At 73.0% G+C, this 16,537-nt stretch carries 14 protein-coding genes and 1 tRNA gene; 7 read left to right on the plus strand and 8 right to left on the minus strand.

Annotated elements, in window-relative coordinates:
* The first annotated feature begins 31 nt into the window (after nucleotides 1-31).
* A complete protein-coding gene (locus tag ACXJKB_RS04145; RefSeq protein ID WP_457185697.1) occupies nucleotides 32-685 on the plus strand; it encodes a cobalamin B12-binding domain-containing protein in 654 nt (217 codons plus the stop codon).
* A 512-nt stretch (nucleotides 686-1,197) separates the two neighbouring features.
* Here ACXJKB_RS04145 and ACXJKB_RS04150 read toward each other — a convergent pair.
* Nucleotides 1,198-1,689, minus strand: a complete 492-nt coding sequence (locus ACXJKB_RS04150; protein ID WP_191194441.1) for a YajQ family cyclic di-GMP-binding protein — start codon at nucleotides 1,687-1,689, stop codon at nucleotides 1,198-1,200.
* Nucleotides 1,690-1,785: 96 nt separating this feature from the next.
* On the opposite strand from ACXJKB_RS04150, the gene ACXJKB_RS04155 reads away from it, so the two are divergent.
* The 4 genes from ACXJKB_RS04155 (at nucleotide 1,786) to ACXJKB_RS04170 (ending at nucleotide 5,502) form a co-directional block, all read left to right on the plus strand.
* Nucleotides 1,786-1,867: transfer RNA gene (locus ACXJKB_RS04155), tRNA-Tyr, on the plus strand.
* A gap of 83 nt (nucleotides 1,868-1,950) precedes the next feature.
* Complete coding sequence (locus tag ACXJKB_RS04160) at nucleotides 1,951-3,201, plus strand: AGE family epimerase/isomerase (protein WP_457185699.1); 1,251 nt, start codon at nucleotides 1,951-1,953, stop codon at nucleotides 3,199-3,201.
* A 7-nt stretch (nucleotides 3,202-3,208) separates the two neighbouring features.
* Entirely contained in the window at nucleotides 3,209-4,165 is a 957-nt protein-coding gene (locus ACXJKB_RS04165; RefSeq protein ID WP_457185701.1) for a carbohydrate kinase family protein, read from the plus strand.
* Nucleotides 4,162-5,502, plus strand: a complete 1,341-nt coding sequence (locus ACXJKB_RS04170) for an MFS transporter (protein WP_457185703.1) — start codon at nucleotides 4,162-4,164, stop codon at nucleotides 5,500-5,502. The genes ACXJKB_RS04165 and ACXJKB_RS04170 overlap by 4 nt, the downstream gene beginning before the upstream one ends.
* Here ACXJKB_RS04170 and ACXJKB_RS04175 read toward each other — a convergent pair.
* From ACXJKB_RS04175 to ACXJKB_RS04195, 5 genes are all read right to left on the minus strand, one after another.
* Entirely contained in the window at nucleotides 5,499-5,759 is a 261-nt protein-coding gene (locus tag ACXJKB_RS04175; protein WP_457185705.1) for a hypothetical protein, read from the minus strand. The genes ACXJKB_RS04170 and ACXJKB_RS04175 overlap by 4 nt on opposite strands.
* Before the next feature lie 183 nt (nucleotides 5,760-5,942).
* Nucleotides 5,943-6,623 (minus strand): histidine phosphatase family protein, encoded by a 681-nt coding sequence (locus tag ACXJKB_RS04180; RefSeq protein WP_300049451.1) that lies wholly within the window; start codon nucleotides 6,621-6,623, stop codon nucleotides 5,943-5,945.
* A gap of 31 nt (nucleotides 6,624-6,654) precedes the next feature.
* Nucleotides 6,655-7,563: a phosphodiesterase gene (locus ACXJKB_RS04185; RefSeq protein ID WP_457185707.1), complete on the minus strand. Its 909-nt coding sequence runs from the start codon at nucleotides 7,561-7,563 to the stop codon at nucleotides 6,655-6,657.
* A 50-nt stretch (nucleotides 7,564-7,613) separates the two neighbouring features.
* The gene (fahA, locus tag ACXJKB_RS04190; RefSeq protein ID WP_457185709.1) at nucleotides 7,614-8,840 is read right to left on the minus strand and encodes a fumarylacetoacetase; all 1,227 of its coding nucleotides are present in this window, start codon (nucleotides 8,838-8,840) and stop codon (nucleotides 7,614-7,616) included.
* Nucleotides 8,837-9,700, minus strand: coding sequence for a hypothetical protein (locus tag ACXJKB_RS04195; protein WP_457185711.1), 864 nt, complete (start codon nucleotides 9,698-9,700; stop codon nucleotides 8,837-8,839). Before ACXJKB_RS04195 ends, fahA begins: the two co-directional genes overlap by 4 nt.
* Nucleotides 9,701-9,752: 52 nt before the next feature.
* Here ACXJKB_RS04195 and ACXJKB_RS04200 point away from each other — a divergent pair, with 52 nt between their 5' ends.
* Nucleotides 9,753-11,015: a homogentisate 1,2-dioxygenase domain-containing protein gene (locus tag ACXJKB_RS04200; RefSeq protein WP_457185713.1), complete on the plus strand. Its 1,263-nt coding sequence runs from the start codon at nucleotides 9,753-9,755 to the stop codon at nucleotides 11,013-11,015.
* Nucleotides 11,016-11,067: 52 nt separating this feature from the next.
* Nucleotides 11,068-12,489, plus strand: a complete 1,422-nt coding sequence (gene zwf, locus ACXJKB_RS04205) for a glucose-6-phosphate dehydrogenase (RefSeq protein WP_457185715.1) — start codon at nucleotides 11,068-11,070, stop codon at nucleotides 12,487-12,489.
* A gap of 221 nt (nucleotides 12,490-12,710) precedes the next feature.
* Here the strand turns inward: zwf and ACXJKB_RS04210 are convergent, their stop codons facing one another.
* Together ACXJKB_RS04210 and ACXJKB_RS04215 are read right to left on the minus strand one after the other, a co-directional pair.
* Nucleotides 12,711-14,636 carry an ABC transporter ATP-binding protein gene (locus ACXJKB_RS04210; protein WP_457185717.1) on the minus strand — a complete coding sequence of 642 codons (1,926 nt, stop codon included), beginning with the start codon at nucleotides 14,634-14,636 and terminating at the stop codon, nucleotides 12,711-12,713.
* Nucleotides 14,633-16,516 carry an ABC transporter ATP-binding protein gene (locus ACXJKB_RS04215; protein ID WP_457185719.1) on the minus strand — a complete coding sequence of 628 codons (1,884 nt, stop codon included), beginning with the start codon at nucleotides 16,514-16,516 and terminating at the stop codon, nucleotides 14,633-14,635. The genes ACXJKB_RS04210 and ACXJKB_RS04215 overlap by 4 nt, the downstream gene beginning before the upstream one ends.
* Nucleotides 16,517-16,537: the final 21 nt, after the last annotated feature.

Here is a 16,537-nt window from a genome sequence, read left to right on the forward strand (position 1 = left end):
GGATGCGTGGGGCGAGCGTTACCGTGCGCGGGTGACCATCGCGACGACCGCCGACGAGCTGTGGGCCGCCGTCGAGACCTTCGACGCCGAGGCCGCGGAGATCGCCATCGCCCGGCTCCTGTGGGACGTGCCGCTGTCCGGTGCGGTGACCGGAGTGGTCCTGCCGTTCCTGCAGGAGGTCGGAGACCGCTGGGAGGCCGGCACGATCTCGGTCGCCCACGAGCACTTCGTCAGCGACATGCTGCGCCGCACGCTGACCGCGCTGGCTGCGGTGCCCCCGGCCCCGGTGCTGGCGGACGCCACGGCGGTGGCGCCGGTCGTCCTCCTCGCCTGCCCGCCGGGGGAGCGGCACGACATGGTGCTGCTCTGCGTGGCGCTGATGCTGCGTGAGCGGGGCGTACGGGCGCGGTTCCTGGGGGCGGACACTCCGGTGCCGGCCATCCTCACCGCGGCGCGCGGCTCGCGCGCCGACGCCGTCGTGCTCGCGGCGACGCGGCCGACGATGTTCACCTCGCACGCGTCGGCGCTGCGCAAGCTCGCCGCCGACCACCCGCTGTACGCCGCCGGGCGCGGCGCGGACGAGCAGACGCTCGCCGAGATCGGGGCGCTGCCGCTGCCGGCCGACCCCGTCCGGGCGGTCGTGGTGCTCGTCGGTGCGCTGACCACGCTCACCAGTCGCTGGTGAAGCGCTGAGCCCCGCCAGCCCCCCAGGCCTGACGGGGCTCGACCCCATCCCCACATCTGCGATCGACGGTACGCCCGAGGTCGGGATTCGGTAAGAGGCGTTGCCTCACTTCACCGCTCAGGGTGGGAGAGGCCTAGACCATCCGCCGGGATGGCGGGGGGTTCACGTGTTGTGAAGCGAGTCACACCGTCTTTACCTTCGGTGGCCCCGACCGCCCTGCCTAGACTCGTCGATGACCCCGGTCGTTCAACCCCCGTGAGCGATCGGGGTCACCCATGCTCCGGCGCCGTTGCTGACATCTGGCGACGAGAAGAACGCCCCACGACCAACCCCCTGGTCGCGGGGCGTTCCCGTCTCCGGCGACGATGCAGGCGCCCCCCGTGCGACTCCCGCACCCTCGCGTACGACCAACGTAGGCAGCGCGGCCGGCGGTGTCCCCGGCTTCGAGAGATCTTCGACGTTCCACACAGTTCAGCCACCGGCGCGCGGCCCCACGCCCGTGGCCTACGGCATCAGCGGTAGTTGGTGAACTGCACCGCGAAGTCGTAGTCCTGCGACTTCACCAGCTGCTGGACGGCCTGCAGGTCGTCGCGCTTCTTCGACGAGACCCGCAGCTCCTCGCCCTGCACCTGCGCCTTGACGCCCTTGGGGCCCTCGTCGCGGATGAGCTTGGAGATCTTCTTGGCGTCCTCGGAGGTGATGCCCTCCTTGAGCGCGATGTCGATCTTGGAGACCTGGCCGGACTGGCGCGGCTCGGAGGCGTCGAGGATCTTCAGGCTCTGGTTGCGCTTGATCAGCTTGTCCTGGAAGACGCTGAGCACGGCGCTGGCGCGGTCGTCGGCCGAGGCCGTGATCTCGATCGCCTGCTCGCCCTTCCACTCGATGGACGCCCCGGTGCCCTTGAAGTCGAAGCGGTTCGCGATCTCCCGGGCCGTCTGGCTGAGCGCGTTGTCGACCTCCTGGCGGTCCAGCTTGCTCACGATGTCGAAGCTCGAGTCAGCCATGGTTGTGCCTCCTGAGGGGCTCGTCGCGGGGCTCGCCGCAGCGTGCCCCGGCAATTCGTGGTGAAGTGCGTGCCTTGCTATTGTTCCGCACGGCCCGGCAGGTTGCCCGAGCGGCCAAAGGGAGCTGACTGTAAATCAGCCGGCATTGCCTACAGAGGTTCGAATCCTCTACCTGCCACTGGACGTCGTCCAGTCGCGAGACCCCCGCACCGGTGTGCGGGGGTCTCGTGCGTCATGGGTCGTGGCTGCTTGACTGCCCGGATGGACGACGCCTCCCTCCACGACACCCAGGACGCCGGCCCGGACGACGCCTGGCTCGACGCCGAGTGCCGGCGTCTGCTCGACTTCGGCCGACGCGTCGTGCACCCCCGGGGCGGCGCGGCGTGGCTCGACGACGACGGCGCGCCCGACCTCGACCGTCCGGTGCACACCTGGATCACGAGCCGCACGGTCCACGTCCACGGGATCGGCGCGCTGCTGGGCGTCGACGGGGCCGCCTCGACCGCCGCAGGGGCCCTCGACGGCCTGCGCGGCGTGCTCCGCGACCCCGAGCACGGCGGCTGGTTCGGCGAGGTCGGTCCGGGCGGCGAGCCCGGCGACGCCAAGTCCTGCTACGCCCACGCGTTCGTGATGCTCGCCGGCTCGACCGCCGTCGTCGCGGGCCTGCCGGGCGCCGACGACGTGCTCGCCGAGGCGACGCAGGTCTTCGAGGAGCACTTCTGGGACGACGACCTCGGCCGCGTCGTCGACGAGTGGGACCGGGCCTGGACCACCCCCGTGCCCTACCGCGGCCTCAACTCGACGATGCACTCGCTCGAGGCGATGCTCGCGGTCGGCGACGTCACCGGTGACGACGTCTGGCACCGGAGGGCGGCCCGGCTGGCCGGCCTGGTGCTCGAGCTCGCACCGTCGTACGGCGGCCGGCTGCCCGAGCACTTCGGCCCGGACTGGTCGGTCGACCTAGAGCTCAACAGCGACCGGCCCGACGACCCGTTCAAGCCCTACGGCGCGACCGTCGGGCACGGCCTCGAGTGGTCGCGGCTGCTGCTCCACCTCGAGGCCACCCTGGGCGACGCGGCGCCCGCCGGGCTGCTCGACACGTCGCGCCTGCTCTTCGACCGCGCGGTCGCCGACGGCTGGCACGTCGACGGCGCGCCGGGCTTCGTCTACACCACCGACTGGCAGGGCCGACCCGTCGTGCGCCAGCGCATGCACTGGGTGGTCGCCGAGGGCATCTCAGCCGCCGCGGCGCTGCACCGCCGCACGGGCGAGGAGGGCTACGCCCGGCGCTACGCCGAGTGGTGGGCCTACGCCCGCGACCACCTGGTCGACCTCGAGCGGGGGTCGTGGCACCACGAGCTCGACGCCGCCAACCGGCCGCAGGCCAGCGTGTGGCCCGGCAAGCCCGACCTCTACCACGCGGTGCAGGCGACCCTCCTCCCGCGACTGCCCCTCGCCCCGAGTCTCGCCCGTGCGGTGGCGATGTCGGGCGGGCTCCGCGCACCGGCATGATGGGGGCATGACCGACGCGCAGCCCCGGATCCTCGTCGTCGGCGAGGCGCTCGTCGACGTGGTGCCCGGCCCCGACGGCACGACCCGCGACCACCCCGGCGGCAGCCCCGCCAACGTCGCGATCACCCTGGGCCGGCTCGGGCGCGACGTACGTCTCGTGACGCTCCTCGGCGACGACCCGCGTGGTGACGCCGTGCGGGCGTGGCTGGAGGCCAGCGACGTCACCGTGCTCGCGGGCCCGACCGGCTCCGGCCGTACGTCGACCGCGGCGGTGACGCTCGACGAGTCCGGCGCCGCGACCTATGACTTCGACCTCGACTGGCACCTGCAGTCGGTGCCCGACGAGCCGTGCGACGTGCTCCACGTGGGCTCCATCGCAACGGTGCTCGACCCGGGCGCCGACACGGTGCTCGAGGCGTTCCGCACCCACCGTGGGCGGGCGCTGCTCTCGCTCGACCCGAACGCGCGCCCCGCGATCACCCCGGACCGCACCGGACCCGTCGCTCGCGTCGAGGAGCTCGTCGCGCTCGCCGACGTGGTCAAGGTGAGCGACGAGGACCTCCACTGGCTCCACCCCGACGACGACCCTGTCGCCACCGCCGCCCGCTGGGCCGAGGCCGGCCCAGGCCTGGTCGTCGTGACGCGCGGCGGTGCCGGCGCGGTCGCCGTACGCCCCGGCGGGACCGTGCTCGACGTGCCCGGCGTGCCGGTCGCCGTGGCCGACACCGTGGGCGCGGGCGACACCTTCAGCGGCGTGCTGGTCGATGCCCTGCTGGCTCACGGCGTGCGTGGCCCAGGTGCAGCCGAGGCGCTCCGCGCGCTGACCGACCGCGACCTGCTCGAGGTCGTCACCACCGCCGCCATCGGCGCGGCGATCAACGTCTCCCGGCCCGGCGCCGACCCGCCGACGCGCGCGGAGCTCTCCGCCGCGCTCGGTGTGGACCACGAAGCCGGGCAGGAGTGACCGCGGAGCAGATCCACGACATCGGCAAGCGGCGGGCCTGGGTCATCTGGGGTGTCTCGCTCGCCGTCTACGTGCTGGCGGTGTTCAACCGCAGCTCGCTCGGTGTCGCGGGGATCATCGCGTCCGAACGGTTCCACATCAGCGCCACCAGCCTGGCGACGTTCACCGTGCTGCAGCTCGTCGTGTACGCCGGCATGCAGGTGCCGGTCGGGGTCCTGCTCGACCGCTACGGCTCGCGCGCCATGCTGCTGGCCGGCCTGGTGCTGATGAGTGCGGGCCAGCTGGCCTTCGCCTTCACGACCTCCTTCGGCGGGGCCGTCGCGGCGCGCGCGGTCGTGGGCGCGGGCGACGCGATGATCTTCGTGAGCGTGATCCGGCTCGTCACGATCTGGTTCCTGGTGCGGCAGGCGCCGATGGTCACCCAGCTCACCGGCCTGACCGGGCAGCTCGGCGCGATCGCCGCGGCCGGCCCGCTGTCGTACCTCCTCCACGAGCTGGGCTGGACGCGCACGTTCGCGCTGGCCTCCAGCCTCGGCCTCGTGCTGCTCGTCGCGGTCGTCGCGCTCGTCAAGGACTCGCCCTACCGGCGCGACGCGGTCGTCGCGATCAAGCTCCGGGCGCTCGCCCAGTCGGTCCGCACGGTGTGGGGCAACCCCGGCACGCGGCTGGGGATGTGGTCCCACTTCTCCTCCCAGTTCTCCGTCACCGTCTTCACGCTGCTGTGGGGCTACCCGTTCCTGGTGCAGGGCCTGGGTTGGTCCTCCGCCGAGGCGAGCACACTGCTGATGGCGATGACCGCGTGGGCCGTGGTGAGCGGGCTGGTGCTGGCGCGCCTGGTGGGCCGGCTGCCCTACTACCGCTCCTGGATCGTGGTCGGCGTCGTGCTGACGATGGTCGTGCCGTGGACCGGGGTGCTGCTCTGGCCCGGCGTCGCGCCGACGTGGCTGGTGGTCGTCATGGCGTTCGCGACGGCCAGCGGCGGACCGGCGTCGATGGTCGGCTTCGACCTGGCCCGCTCGTTCACACCCCCGCACGAGACGGGCCGCGCCAACGGGCTCGTCAACATCGGCGGCTTCACCGCGTCGCTGCTGACGATGGCCCTGATCGGCGTCGTCCTCGACCTGTCGTCCTCCGGTGGCATGGAGTCCTACACCCTCGGCGACTTCAAGCTCGCGATGTCCGTGCAGTACATCTTCTGGACGCTCGGCGTCGTGCAGACCCTTCGCTACCGCCGCCGCGGGCTGGCCCACCTCGCGCGGGTCCACCCCGGGTCGGTCGAGCAGATGCGGGCCGGCCACCCGTTCGTCCACCCGGGGATCGGCACGGAGGGCGTCTAGCCCTGGGCCAGCGGGTCCTTCGGGAGGTCCTGCGGGTTGACGACCGCGGGATCGACGAACTGGTGCGCGTCGCCCATGAACGTGTGGACGAAGCCGCAGCGGATGCAGATCACGCCCTCCGCCGAGCGGTTCAACCAGTCGAGGTCGAAGAACGTCATCCCGGTCGTCGTCATCTTCACCTCGCGCCGCGCGAACACCAGCCCCTCGCAGACGTGGCAGGCGAGGAAGGACTGGGTCGGCCGGATGAAGACGTGCACGGGACGAACGTAGCGGCGCGACGGAGCGGAGAGGCCACAACCGTCGTACGTGTGCGGGGTGTCGCCGTCCGGAGTCGCCGCGCGATCCCCGGCTGACCGGGGATTCCGTAGGTTGTCGGCCCGTGCAAGGCCTGACAAGTTCAGCGATCCCCGGCTGACCGGGGATTCATGGCCGCGCCGGGATCAGCCGATCTCGCCGTCCCCGTCGGGGTCGAGGTCGCCGGTGGGGTCCTCGGCGGTCGGGTCCTCGAGGAAGTCACCGCCGACGGGGTGGCCCTGCCAGGACACCATCTCCCAGCCGGAGTCGTGGTCGCCCTCGAGCACGACGAGCGCGGTGTTGTGGAGCGGCTGGGTCGCCGGCGGTGCGTCGGGGTGGGGTGTCATCCGGGTCGAGACCCAGGTGCGGAGCGCGGCCCCGTGGCTGACGACCAGCGCGGCGTCGTGGCCCGCCTCGACGATGGTGCGGACGGCCGCGTCGTAGCGGGCGAGGAACTCCTCGCCGGTCTCGCCGCCCGGCATCCGGTGCGAGAGGTCGCCCTCGAGCCAGGTGGCGACGGCGCCGATGTAGCCGGCGACCGCGTCGTGGTCGCTGCGCATCTCGAAGTCACCGGCGTCGATCTCCTGCAGCCCGTCGAGCTGGACCGGCGCGATGCCGCGGTCCTCGGCGGTGGGGGCGGCGGTCTGGTGGGTACGCACCCGGCTGGAGACGTAGATCGCGTCGAGCCGTTCGCCGGCGATCGCCTTCGCGGCCGCCGCGGCCTGGGCGCGACCGAGGTCGGTGAGGTCGAGCCCGGGGTGGGCGGTGTCGAGCTCGCCGGAGACGTTGGCGTGGGTCTGGCCGTGACGCATGAGCAGGAGTCGCAAGGACGGTCCTCTGAACGGAGCTGGTCGCTGGCTAGTCGTTGAACGGGGACGTCTTGCTGGAGGCGAGCTCGCGGGCCTGCTCCAGCGGCACGCCCTCCAGCGCCTCGGCGATGTCGGAGCCGACGTGGCTCACCTCGGTGCCGCGCTCGAGCAGCACCTGGGTGTGCACGAGACGGTCGTCGTAGGTGTGCACCATCGTGAAGCCCTGGCCGGCGTCGACGCCCGACACGAAGCGGTCGACCGGCGCCGGGTCGATGGTGTAGCAGCTGGCCGCGGTCACCGAGACCGGTACGCCGGCGAAGGTCGACCACGTCGGCAGGTGGAGGTGCCCGGCCAGGATGCCGCGCACGTCCGTGCCGGTGATCACGTCGCCGAGCGCCTGCTGGTCGTGCAGCTCGATGAGCTCGGCGGCTCGGATCATCGGCAGCGGGAGCGGCGGGTGGTGCATCGCCAGCAGCGTGCCGTGCTCGGCAGGCGTGGCGAGGACGTCGGCCAGCCACGCCAGCTGCTCGGGGAGCAGCTCACCGTGGTGGTATCCCGGCACGCTGGTGTCGAGGGCGACGATCCGCAGACCGTCGACCTCGTGCACCCGGTCCTGGCAGCCCGCGTCGTCGGAGTCGAAGAGGGCCTTCGCGAAGGGTGCGCGCTCGTCGTGGTTGCCCATCGTCCAGACGAGCGTCGCGCCGATCCCGGCGGCGAAGGGCTCGACGATCGATCGGAGCCGGTCGTAGGCGTCGGGCTCGGCCCGGTCGGCGAGGTCGCCGGTGAAGACGATCGCCTGCGGTGCCGGTTGCACGGCCGCCAGCCGGTCGATCGTCCGGCGCAGGTTGGCGTCGTTGTCGATGACGCCGTAGTGGAGGCCGCCGCCTCCGATGAGGTGCGGGTCGCTGAGGTGGGCGACGACGTGCCGCGGGGCGGCGTACTGGCCGAGCTGGATCACGGTGAGCAGCCTAGGACCCGGACGGGCGGGCCGGGAGCCCCAGCGGTACGTCAGCGCGCGGGCAGGATCCGACCGGTGACCTCGCCGAGACTGATGCGGCCGCCGCCCGTGCTGGGCGCGGCGTAGCGCAGCGTCACCTCGTCGCCGTCCTCGAGGAACGTGCGCTCGCGCCCGCCGGCCGTGAACGGCTCCTTGCCGCCCCAGCTCAGCTCGAGCAGCGAGCCGCGCTGGTCCGGCTCCGGGCCCGAGATCGTGCCGGATGCCCACAGGTCACCGGTGCGCAGGCTGGCGCCGTTGACGGTGGCGTGGGCCAGCATCTGCGCCGGCGACCAGTACATGTCGCGGTAGGGCGGACGGGCGACGACCTCGCCGCCGAGCACCACCTCCACCTCGATGTCGAGGCCGGCAGGCCCGTCGACGCGGAGGTAGTCGAGCACCGGCGGGTCGTCCTGGCCGGGCAGGTCGGTCCAGGCGGCCTCGAGTGCCGCCAGCGGGGTGACCCACGCGCTGACCGAGGTCGCGAACGACTTGCCGAGGAAGGGCCCGAGCGGGACGTACTCCCAGGCCTGGATGTCACGCGCCGACCAGTCGTTGAGTCCCACGACACCGAAGGTGTGGCGCGCAAAGTCCGCCGTGGGCACCCGCTCGCCCATCGCGGACGGCACGCCGACCACGAAGCCGAGCTCGGCCTCGATGTCGAGGCGCTGCGACGGGCCGTAGGTCGGGAGGTCGTCCGTCGGTGCCTTGCGCTGCCCGCACGGGCGTACGACGTCGGTGCCCGACACGACCACCGTGCCGGAGCGGCCGTGGTAGCCCACCGGGAGGTTCTTCCAGTTGGGCAGCAGGGGCTCGGAGTCGGGCCGGAACATCCGGCCGACGTTGGAGGCGTGGTGCTCGGAGGCGTAGAAGTCGACGTAGTCGCCGACCGCGAACGGCAGCAGCATCGTCACCGAGTCCACCGGTGCGAGCGCGGGCTCGACGAGGTCACGCTCGGTCTGGTCGGTGAGCAGGCCCGTCACCCACGCCCGGGTGGACTCCCAGACGGCCGGCCCGGCCGCCATGAACGGGTTGAGGGTGGGCTGGTCGAACAGCTCGTGCGTGTCGACCATGTCGGCGGCCGCGACGACGCTCAGGTCGAGCACCTGGTCGCCGATCCGCACCGCGACCCGCGGCCGTTCGCCGGAGCGCGCGAAGACGCCGTAGGGCAGGTGGTCGACGTCGAACCCGGAGCCCGTGGCTCCCTCGACCCAGCTGGTGCGGCTCATCGGGGTGGTCATGCGGGGTCCTCCACGAGTCCGAGGGCGATCAGGTCGTCGAGCGGCTCCGTGACCGAGCACGAGCCGAACGAGGTGAACCAGCGACGCGCGGCGGCGACGCCGCCGTCGGCGAGGACGGCCGAGAGTGCGGCGCCGTCGCGCTGCTCGAGCTGCGCGGTCGCGTCGTCGACCGAGCCGCCGTCCCACAGCGTCCTCGTCGCGGCCAGCACGTTGAGGAAGCCGTGCACGCCCCCGCCCTCGGGGTCGTGGCGGACGGCGCGGTGCAGCCCGGCCGTGGCCTTGAAGCGGGTCTCGCGGTCGAGCGCGGCGTCGATCCAGGCGGCGACGGTCGCGGAGTCGGGGACCAGGTCGTGGTCGACGTTGCCGAGGCGCAGCTTGAGGCGGTGCCCACAGGCCGCGACCTCGTCGGCGGCGCTGAGCCAGGCGGCGGTGGCAGGCCCGGGCAGCTCGACGAAGAGGGGTACGTCGGCCTCGGCCGCGCGCAGCGCGGCGTCGATGCGGCGGACGTTGCCCACCGGGTCGTCGACGTCGCGGACGGCGATCTCGACGGCCGCCACCTGCAGCCCGAGCCGGGTGGCCACGCCGAGCGGTCCGGCGAGCTGGCCCGCTCCGCCGGTGACCACCACCGACAGCGGCGCACCGAACCCGCGGACGAGCGGCAGGTCGGTGTCGCGGAGCACGAAGCTGCCCACGAGGTCGGCCCACCACTCGCCACGGCGCCCGGTGTGGGCGGCGGTGGCGTCGTGGAGGGGCGCGTCGCCCGGGGGAAAGATCGCGGCGTCGTCGACGAGTCCGCGCCACTCCTCTGGCCAGGTGGAGGCCCGCGGTGCGGGATCGGCAGGTGCGTGACTGGAGACCACGGGGCTACTCTAGCCACCAGATAGCGGACGCCTGCGTCCGATAGTCGGAGGATTGGATCGCACCCCGATGGCCCACTACCGCGCACTCGGCCGGCTGCCCCGGCAGCGCCACACCCAGCTCCGCGACGACGACGGCCACCTCTTCCGCGAGGAGCTGATGGGGGAGGAGGGCTTCTCGTCCGACTCCTCGTTGCTCTACCGCCGGGGCGTGCCCAGCGCGATCACCGACAGCCGGGTGTGGGACCTGCCCGACCAGTCGCGCACGCCCAACCACCCGCTCAAGCCGCGTCACCTCAAGCTCCACGACCTGGACTTCCCCGGATCTGGGGGAGGGAGCTGCCCCGTCGAGGGCCGCCGGCTGGTCCTGGGCAACAACGACGTCCGCATCACCTACGTCGTCACCGGCACCGACCCCTCGCCGCTCTACCGCAACGCCATCGGTGACGAGTGCGTCTTCGTGGAGTCCGGCACCGGGGTCGTCGAGACCGTCTTCGGCGTCGTGCCCTACCGCGCCGGCGACTACGTGCTCGTCCCGCGCGCGACCGACCACCGCTGGGTGCCGACCGAGCCGTCGCGGCTCTACGCGATCGAGGCCAACAGCCACATCCACCCGCCCAAGCGCTACCTCTCGCGCTTCGGCCAGCTCCTCGAGCACGCGCCTTACTGCGAGCGGGACCTCCACGGTCCTGCCGACACCTTCCAGGCCGAGGGCACCGACGTCGACGTCCTGGTCAAGCACCGCACCAGCGCGGGCATCGTCGGCACCCGGCTGACCTACGCGACGCACCCCTTCGACGTGGTCGGCTGGGACGGCTGCCTCTACCCCTACACGTTCAACATCGAGGACTACATGCCGATCACCGGCAAGGTCCACCAGCCCCCGCCGGTGCACCAGGTCTTCGAGGGCTGGAACTTCGTCATCTGCAACTTCCTGCCCCGCAAGGTCGACTACCACGACCTCGCCATCCCGGTGCCCTACTACCACTCCAACGTCGACTCCGACGAGGTCATGTTCTACGTCGGCGGCGACTACGAGGCCCGCAAGGGCTCGGGGATCGGCATCGGCTCGATCAGCCTGCACCCCGGCGGCCACGCGCACGGTCCGCAGCCCAGCGCGATCGAGGCCAGCCTGGGGGTCCAGTACTTCGACGAGTCGGCCGTCATGGTCGACACGTTTGCCCCGCTCGAGCTGGGCGAGGGCGGCCTCGCCGTCGAGGACCCGGCGTACGCCTGGACCTGGGCCGGGCGCGGCCCCAGTCCCGCGGGTGGTGCGGCCGGCGACGACGGCGGCCCGGCGGTCTACAGCAACAGCTGAGGCCGCCGCCGGCCGCGGACCACTCCTTCGGGTGATCGTTAGCGTGGCGAGCATGACGACCGCCGCGCTGCCGCCCTGCGTCTTCCTGCTGTTCGGCGCCCGCGGAGACCTCGCGGCGCGCAAGCTGTTCCCGGGGCTCTACCGGCTCGCCGCGGCCGGCCGGCTGCCCGAGGACTACGCCGTCATCGGCAGCGGGCGGCACTCGCCCGGCTCGGACGACGACTTCCGCGACGAGGTGCGCGAGGGGCTGCGCGAGTCGGTCGACGACCTCGACGAGGACGTCGCGCGCGTCCTGCTCGACCGGGTGTCGTTCCGGACCTCCGACGCCGACGACGGCGCGGACCTCGCGGCCCGGGTGCGGGAGGTCGAGGAGGGCCTCGGGGACGACGTGCGCCGCGTCGTCTACCTGTCGGTGCCGCCGACCGCGATGTCCGGGATGGTCGGCATGCTCGGGCGCGAGGGACTGGCCGAGCGGGCCCGCCTGGTGATCGAGAAGCCCTTCGGCCTCGACCTGCAGTCCTTCGAGGAGCTCGACCGGGACGTGCACGAGGTCTTCAAGGAGGAGCAGGTCTTCCGCATCGACCACTTCCTCGGCAAGGAGGCCGTGCAGAACCTGCTGGCGCTGCGCTTCGCCAACGCCCTCTTCGAGCCGGCGTGGGACCGCCGCAGCATCGCCTCGGTGCAGGTCGACGTCCCCGAGACGCTGGCCATGGAGGGCCGTGGCTCGTTCTACGAGTCCACCGGCGCGCTGCGCGACATGGTCTCCACCCACCTGTTCCAGATCCTCGGCGCGGTGGCCCTCGAGGACCCGGGGGAGTGGTCCGCCGACGCCGTACGACGAGCTCGGGCCGCCGTCTTCGCCGACGTCCGTCCGCTCGACCCGGCGCGCGTCGTGCTCGGGCAGTACGACGGCTACCGCGACGAGGAGGACGTGGACGAGGACTCCGACGTCGAGACCTTCGTGGCGCTGGAGGCGTGGGTCGACAACGACCGGTGGCGGGACGTGCCGTTCCTCCTGCGCACCGGCAAGGCGATGGCCGAGACCCGGCGCACCGTCACCCTCCGCTTCCGTGCGCCCGACTCGACGGTCTTCGGCGGCGACGGCCTGCGGCGCGACGAGCTGGTCCTGGAGCTCACCGACGAGGCCCGGATCCACGTCGACCTGCTCGGCAAGCGACCGGGACCGGAGATGGAGCTCGCGCCGGCCACGATGCGCCTCGACCTGGGCGAGGAGCTTCCGGACGACGAGCCGCTGGAGGCCTACGAGCGGCTGCTCCTCGATGTGCTCGCCGGCGACCACACGCTGTTCGCCCACGCCGACGAGACGCGGCGGCTGTGGGAGGTGTGCCAGCCGGTCCTCGACGACCGGCCGGCACCGCTGCCGTACGACCAGGAGTCGTGGGGACCGGCCGAGGCGCTCGACCTGCCCGAGGGCGGCTGGCGGCTCGGGAGCGGCGACGCCGATGGCGAGTGAGGGTGCGCGCGGCGCGTCCACGCCCCCTGACCTCCGCTCTCGGGGGTGGCGGCGGATTGCAGGTGGGGGTGCCGGGGCGGTGCGATGCGCCGCCACCGTGCCGGGTTGCCGTGTGTGGGTGGCGGCGGATTGCAGGTGAGGCCCCGCGGCGGTGCGATGTGCCGCCACCCCCCGGACATCCGGTGACTTCAGCGAGCCGCGGCCGCAGACGTCGTGGCGGGTCAGGACGTCCAGGCGTGCCAGAGGGCGGCGTACTCCCCGCCGAGGTCGAGCAGCTCCTCGTGGCTCCCGAGCTCGACGATGCGACCGTCGAGGACCACCGCGATGCGGTCGGCGTCGTGGGCGGTGTGGAGCCGGTGGGCGATCGCCACCACGGTGCGGCCCTCGAGGAGGTTGTTCATCGACCCCTCGAGCGTGCGCGCGGTGCGCGGGTCGATGAGCGACGTCGCCTCGTCGAGCACGAGCGTGTGGGGGTCGGCGATGATCAGGCGGGCCAGCGCGACCTGCTGCGCCTGGGCGGGCGTGAGGAAGAAGCGGCCGGATCCGATCTCTGTGTCGAGCCCCCCGGGCAGCCGCTCGACCCAGGCCAGCCCGCCGACCGCCGCGAGCGCCTCCCGCACCGCGTCGTCGGAGGAGTCCTCGCGGGCCAGCACGACGTTGTCCCGCACGGTGCCGATGAAGACGTGGTGCTCCTGGGTGACGAGCGCGACCTCGGTGCGCAGCACCTCCAGGGGCAGGTCGACGAGGTCGACGCCGCCCACGCGGGCCGAGCCGGTGCGGGGGCGGTTGATGCCCGACAGCAGCCGGCCGAGCGTCGACTTGCCCGACCCGCTGGGGCCCACGACCGCCAGCCGCTCGCCCGTGCGCAGGCGCAGGTCGACGCCGTGCAGCACGTCGTGGCCCTCGCGGTAGGCGAAGCGGAGGTCGTCGGCCACCAGCTCGACGCCGTCCGGCAACCGGTCGCCGGGCTCCCGGTCGGGAGGAACCTCGGCGATGCCGAGCAGCCGGCTGGTCGAGGCGGCGCCGACCTGGAGGCGGTCGACCTCGCCGATCACGGCGTCGAGCGGCTCGGCCAGCGCGACGACGTACAGCAGGGCGGCGGTGATCTGGCCCAGGTCGACCCAGCCCTGGCTGTAGCCGTAGGCGCCCGCGACGAGCGTGACGACCTGCGGCACCTGGAAGGCGCCGTTGAGCGCCGCGAAGAGCACGTTGCGCAGCGTCATGCCGTAGCGCTCGGCCTGCGCGGAGACGGCGATGTCGTCGGAGCCCGCCTGCACCCGGGCCCGCGAGAGGCCGAGCGCCTCGACGGTGCGCGAGCCCTCGACGGTTTCGGTGAGCGTGGTGTTGATGCGGGAGTACGTCGCGCCCTCGGTGATGTACGCCTTCGGCGCACGCCGCAGGTAGGTGCGGACGGCCGGGGTGCACAGCGCGAAGACGACGAGCGCGGGCAGCGCGAGCACGAGCGAGTTGAGCATCATCGCCACGATCGACAGCAGGACGGTCATCAGCGAGATCAGCAGGCGCGGGACGCCCCACTGCACCGAGCGCGCCATCGTCCCGACGTCGCGGGTGACGCGGGTGACGAGGTCGCCCGTGCTCGCTCCCTCGACGCGGCCGACCGGGAGCCGCAGGATCGTGCTGACCACGTGCTCGCGCGCGGAGGCGAGCAGGTCCTGCCCGAAGTGGGTGGAGGTCCACTGGGCGCCGAGGGTGAAGACCGACTGCAGGATCACGACCCCGACCACGGCCAGGGCGAGCGTGTCGAGGCCGGACGCCGCGGCGCCGGCGTCGTCGACCCGGTTGACCAGCGACCCGAGCAACCGCGGGATCACCAGCGCGGAGCCGGCGGCGAGCGCGTTGAGCAGGACCAGCAGCGCGAAGGAGCGCCTGCGGGTGCGCACCAGGTCGCCGAAGAAGGCGAGCACGGCGCGGTTGCCCGACACGGGCCAGCCGCGCACCGGGTTGCGCGAGGCGGCGTAGACGTCCTCGGCGCGCTGCCGGCGCAGGTCGTGGCGCTGCCAGAGGGCGCGGTTGCGCGCGCGCAGCCCGACGTGACCGGGAGGATCCAGCTCGGGCGGGACGGGCGGCGGGTCGCCGGCCCGGTCGCGCCACGTGCCGGCGGAGCTGGCGAGGAGGTCGGTGGTCATCGGACCGACTCCTCCTCGTCGAGCTCGCGGATGACGACGCGCCGGTAGGCCTCGTCGTCGGCGAGCAGGTCGGCGTGGCGGCCCTCGGCGACCACGGTGCCGTCGTGGAGGAGCGCGACGCGGTCGGCGTGGTGCAGCCACAGGGGCGAGACGGTCGTGACCACGGTCGTGCGACCGCGTCGGGCCTCGGCGACCCGGGCCGCGATGCGGGCCTCGGTGTGGGCGTCGACCGCGGAGGTCGGCTCGACCAGGACGAGGACGGGTGCGTCGGCGGCCATGGCGCGGGCGAGCACCACCCGCTGGCGCTGGCCGCCGGACAGGCCGCGGCCGCGCTCGTCGAGCTGGCCCTGCCAGCCCTCGGGCAGCGCGTCGTAGACGTCCTCGGCGCTGGCGATGCGCAGCGCCTCCTCGGCCTGCTCCCGGGTCAGCCGGGCGTGCGGGTCGACGGCGTCCTGGAGGGTGCCGGCGAAGAGCTGGCTCGTGGTGTCGCTGACCAGCACCTGGCGTCGTACGTCGTCGAGGAGGGCGTGGGAGAGGTCGACGCCGCCGAGGGTGACGCCCCACTCGCGGCGCACCCGCTCCTCGTCCTGGGCCGCGATCCGGGCGCGTTCCTCCGCGCGCTCGGCCCTCGAGCGACGGGCGGCGCGTCCCTTGGTGCCGGTCTCCTCGACCGAGGGGACCGGCTCGGTGTCGGCGGGGAGGTAGCGGCCGAGCCGGTCCGCGAGGGCCGCGCTCTGCTCCGGCACGGCGCTGACGACGACGGTCAGGATCCCGGGCTCGACGGTGAGGCCGCTCGCCACGTCGTGCAGCGGCGCGCTGCCGTCGAGGGAGACAGGGGCGGCCGGGTCGTGCCACGGGGGCTGCTCGTCGAAGAGCACGATCGCCCGGCGGGCGCTGACCAGCGACCGCACGCCCTTCTGGGCGAACTCGAAGAAGGTCCGGATCGGGCCGACCATGAAGAGGCCGTAGCCGAGGAACGTGATGAGCTCGCCGATGGTGAGCAGGCCGTCCTCCACCTGCCGGGTGCCGAGCCACACCAGGGCCACGAGGAAGATCCCCGAGAGCAGCACGCCGACGGCCTCGACCACGGCCTGCCAGATGCCGGCGGCGACTCCGGCCTCGCGCGCCGTCTGCGACTGTCGGGCGTAGTTGGTGCCGAAGGTCTGCTCGCCGCCGATGCCGCGCAGGATCCGCAGCCCGGCCACGATGTCGGTGGCCAGCGAGGTCAGGTCGGCGGTGCGTGCGCGCTCGAGCTGCTGGCGGCGGTGCAGCGGCCGCAGCAGCGGCAGCGCCGCGCCGACGAGGACCGGTGCCGCGACCAGGGTCAGCAGCCCGAGCTGCCACGACATGGTCAGCACGATGAAGGCCACGGTGAGGTACGACGCCAGCTGGCCGACCGTGCGCGCCAGGATCTCGCTGAGCGCACCGAACTCGTCGGAGTCGCTCGAGGCGACGCTTAGCACCTCACCGGTCGGCGACCGGCGCGGCAGCACGTGGCCCATCTGCGCCACCTTGCGGGTGACCATCTCGAGGGCGCCGTAGAGCGCGACCAGCCAGCTGCGCACCACGAGGGTGTGCGACACGACGCCGAAGACGCCGCCGATCACGACCACGAGGAGCAGCAGCGCCGCCCAGCCGGCGAGGGCCGCCTCGGAGCCGCCGACGATGCCCTGGTCGACGGCACGGCCGAAGATCCACGGCCCCAGCGTCATCGGCAGGAACCACAGCGCGTAGCAGAGGGACGAGAGGGCGATCAGGCCCTTCTGGCGCCCCAGGATCCAGCGCAGGAACGCCAACGGCGACCGGGTGTCGGGGTCCGGCGTGGGAGCGGCGTCCGTGCCCGTGTAGAACGTCGCGATCCGAGGTGGGTAGTCCTGCATCTCGTGTCGAACCCTAGGTGC

This window comes from Nocardioides sp. P5_E3 (assembly GCF_054049275.1).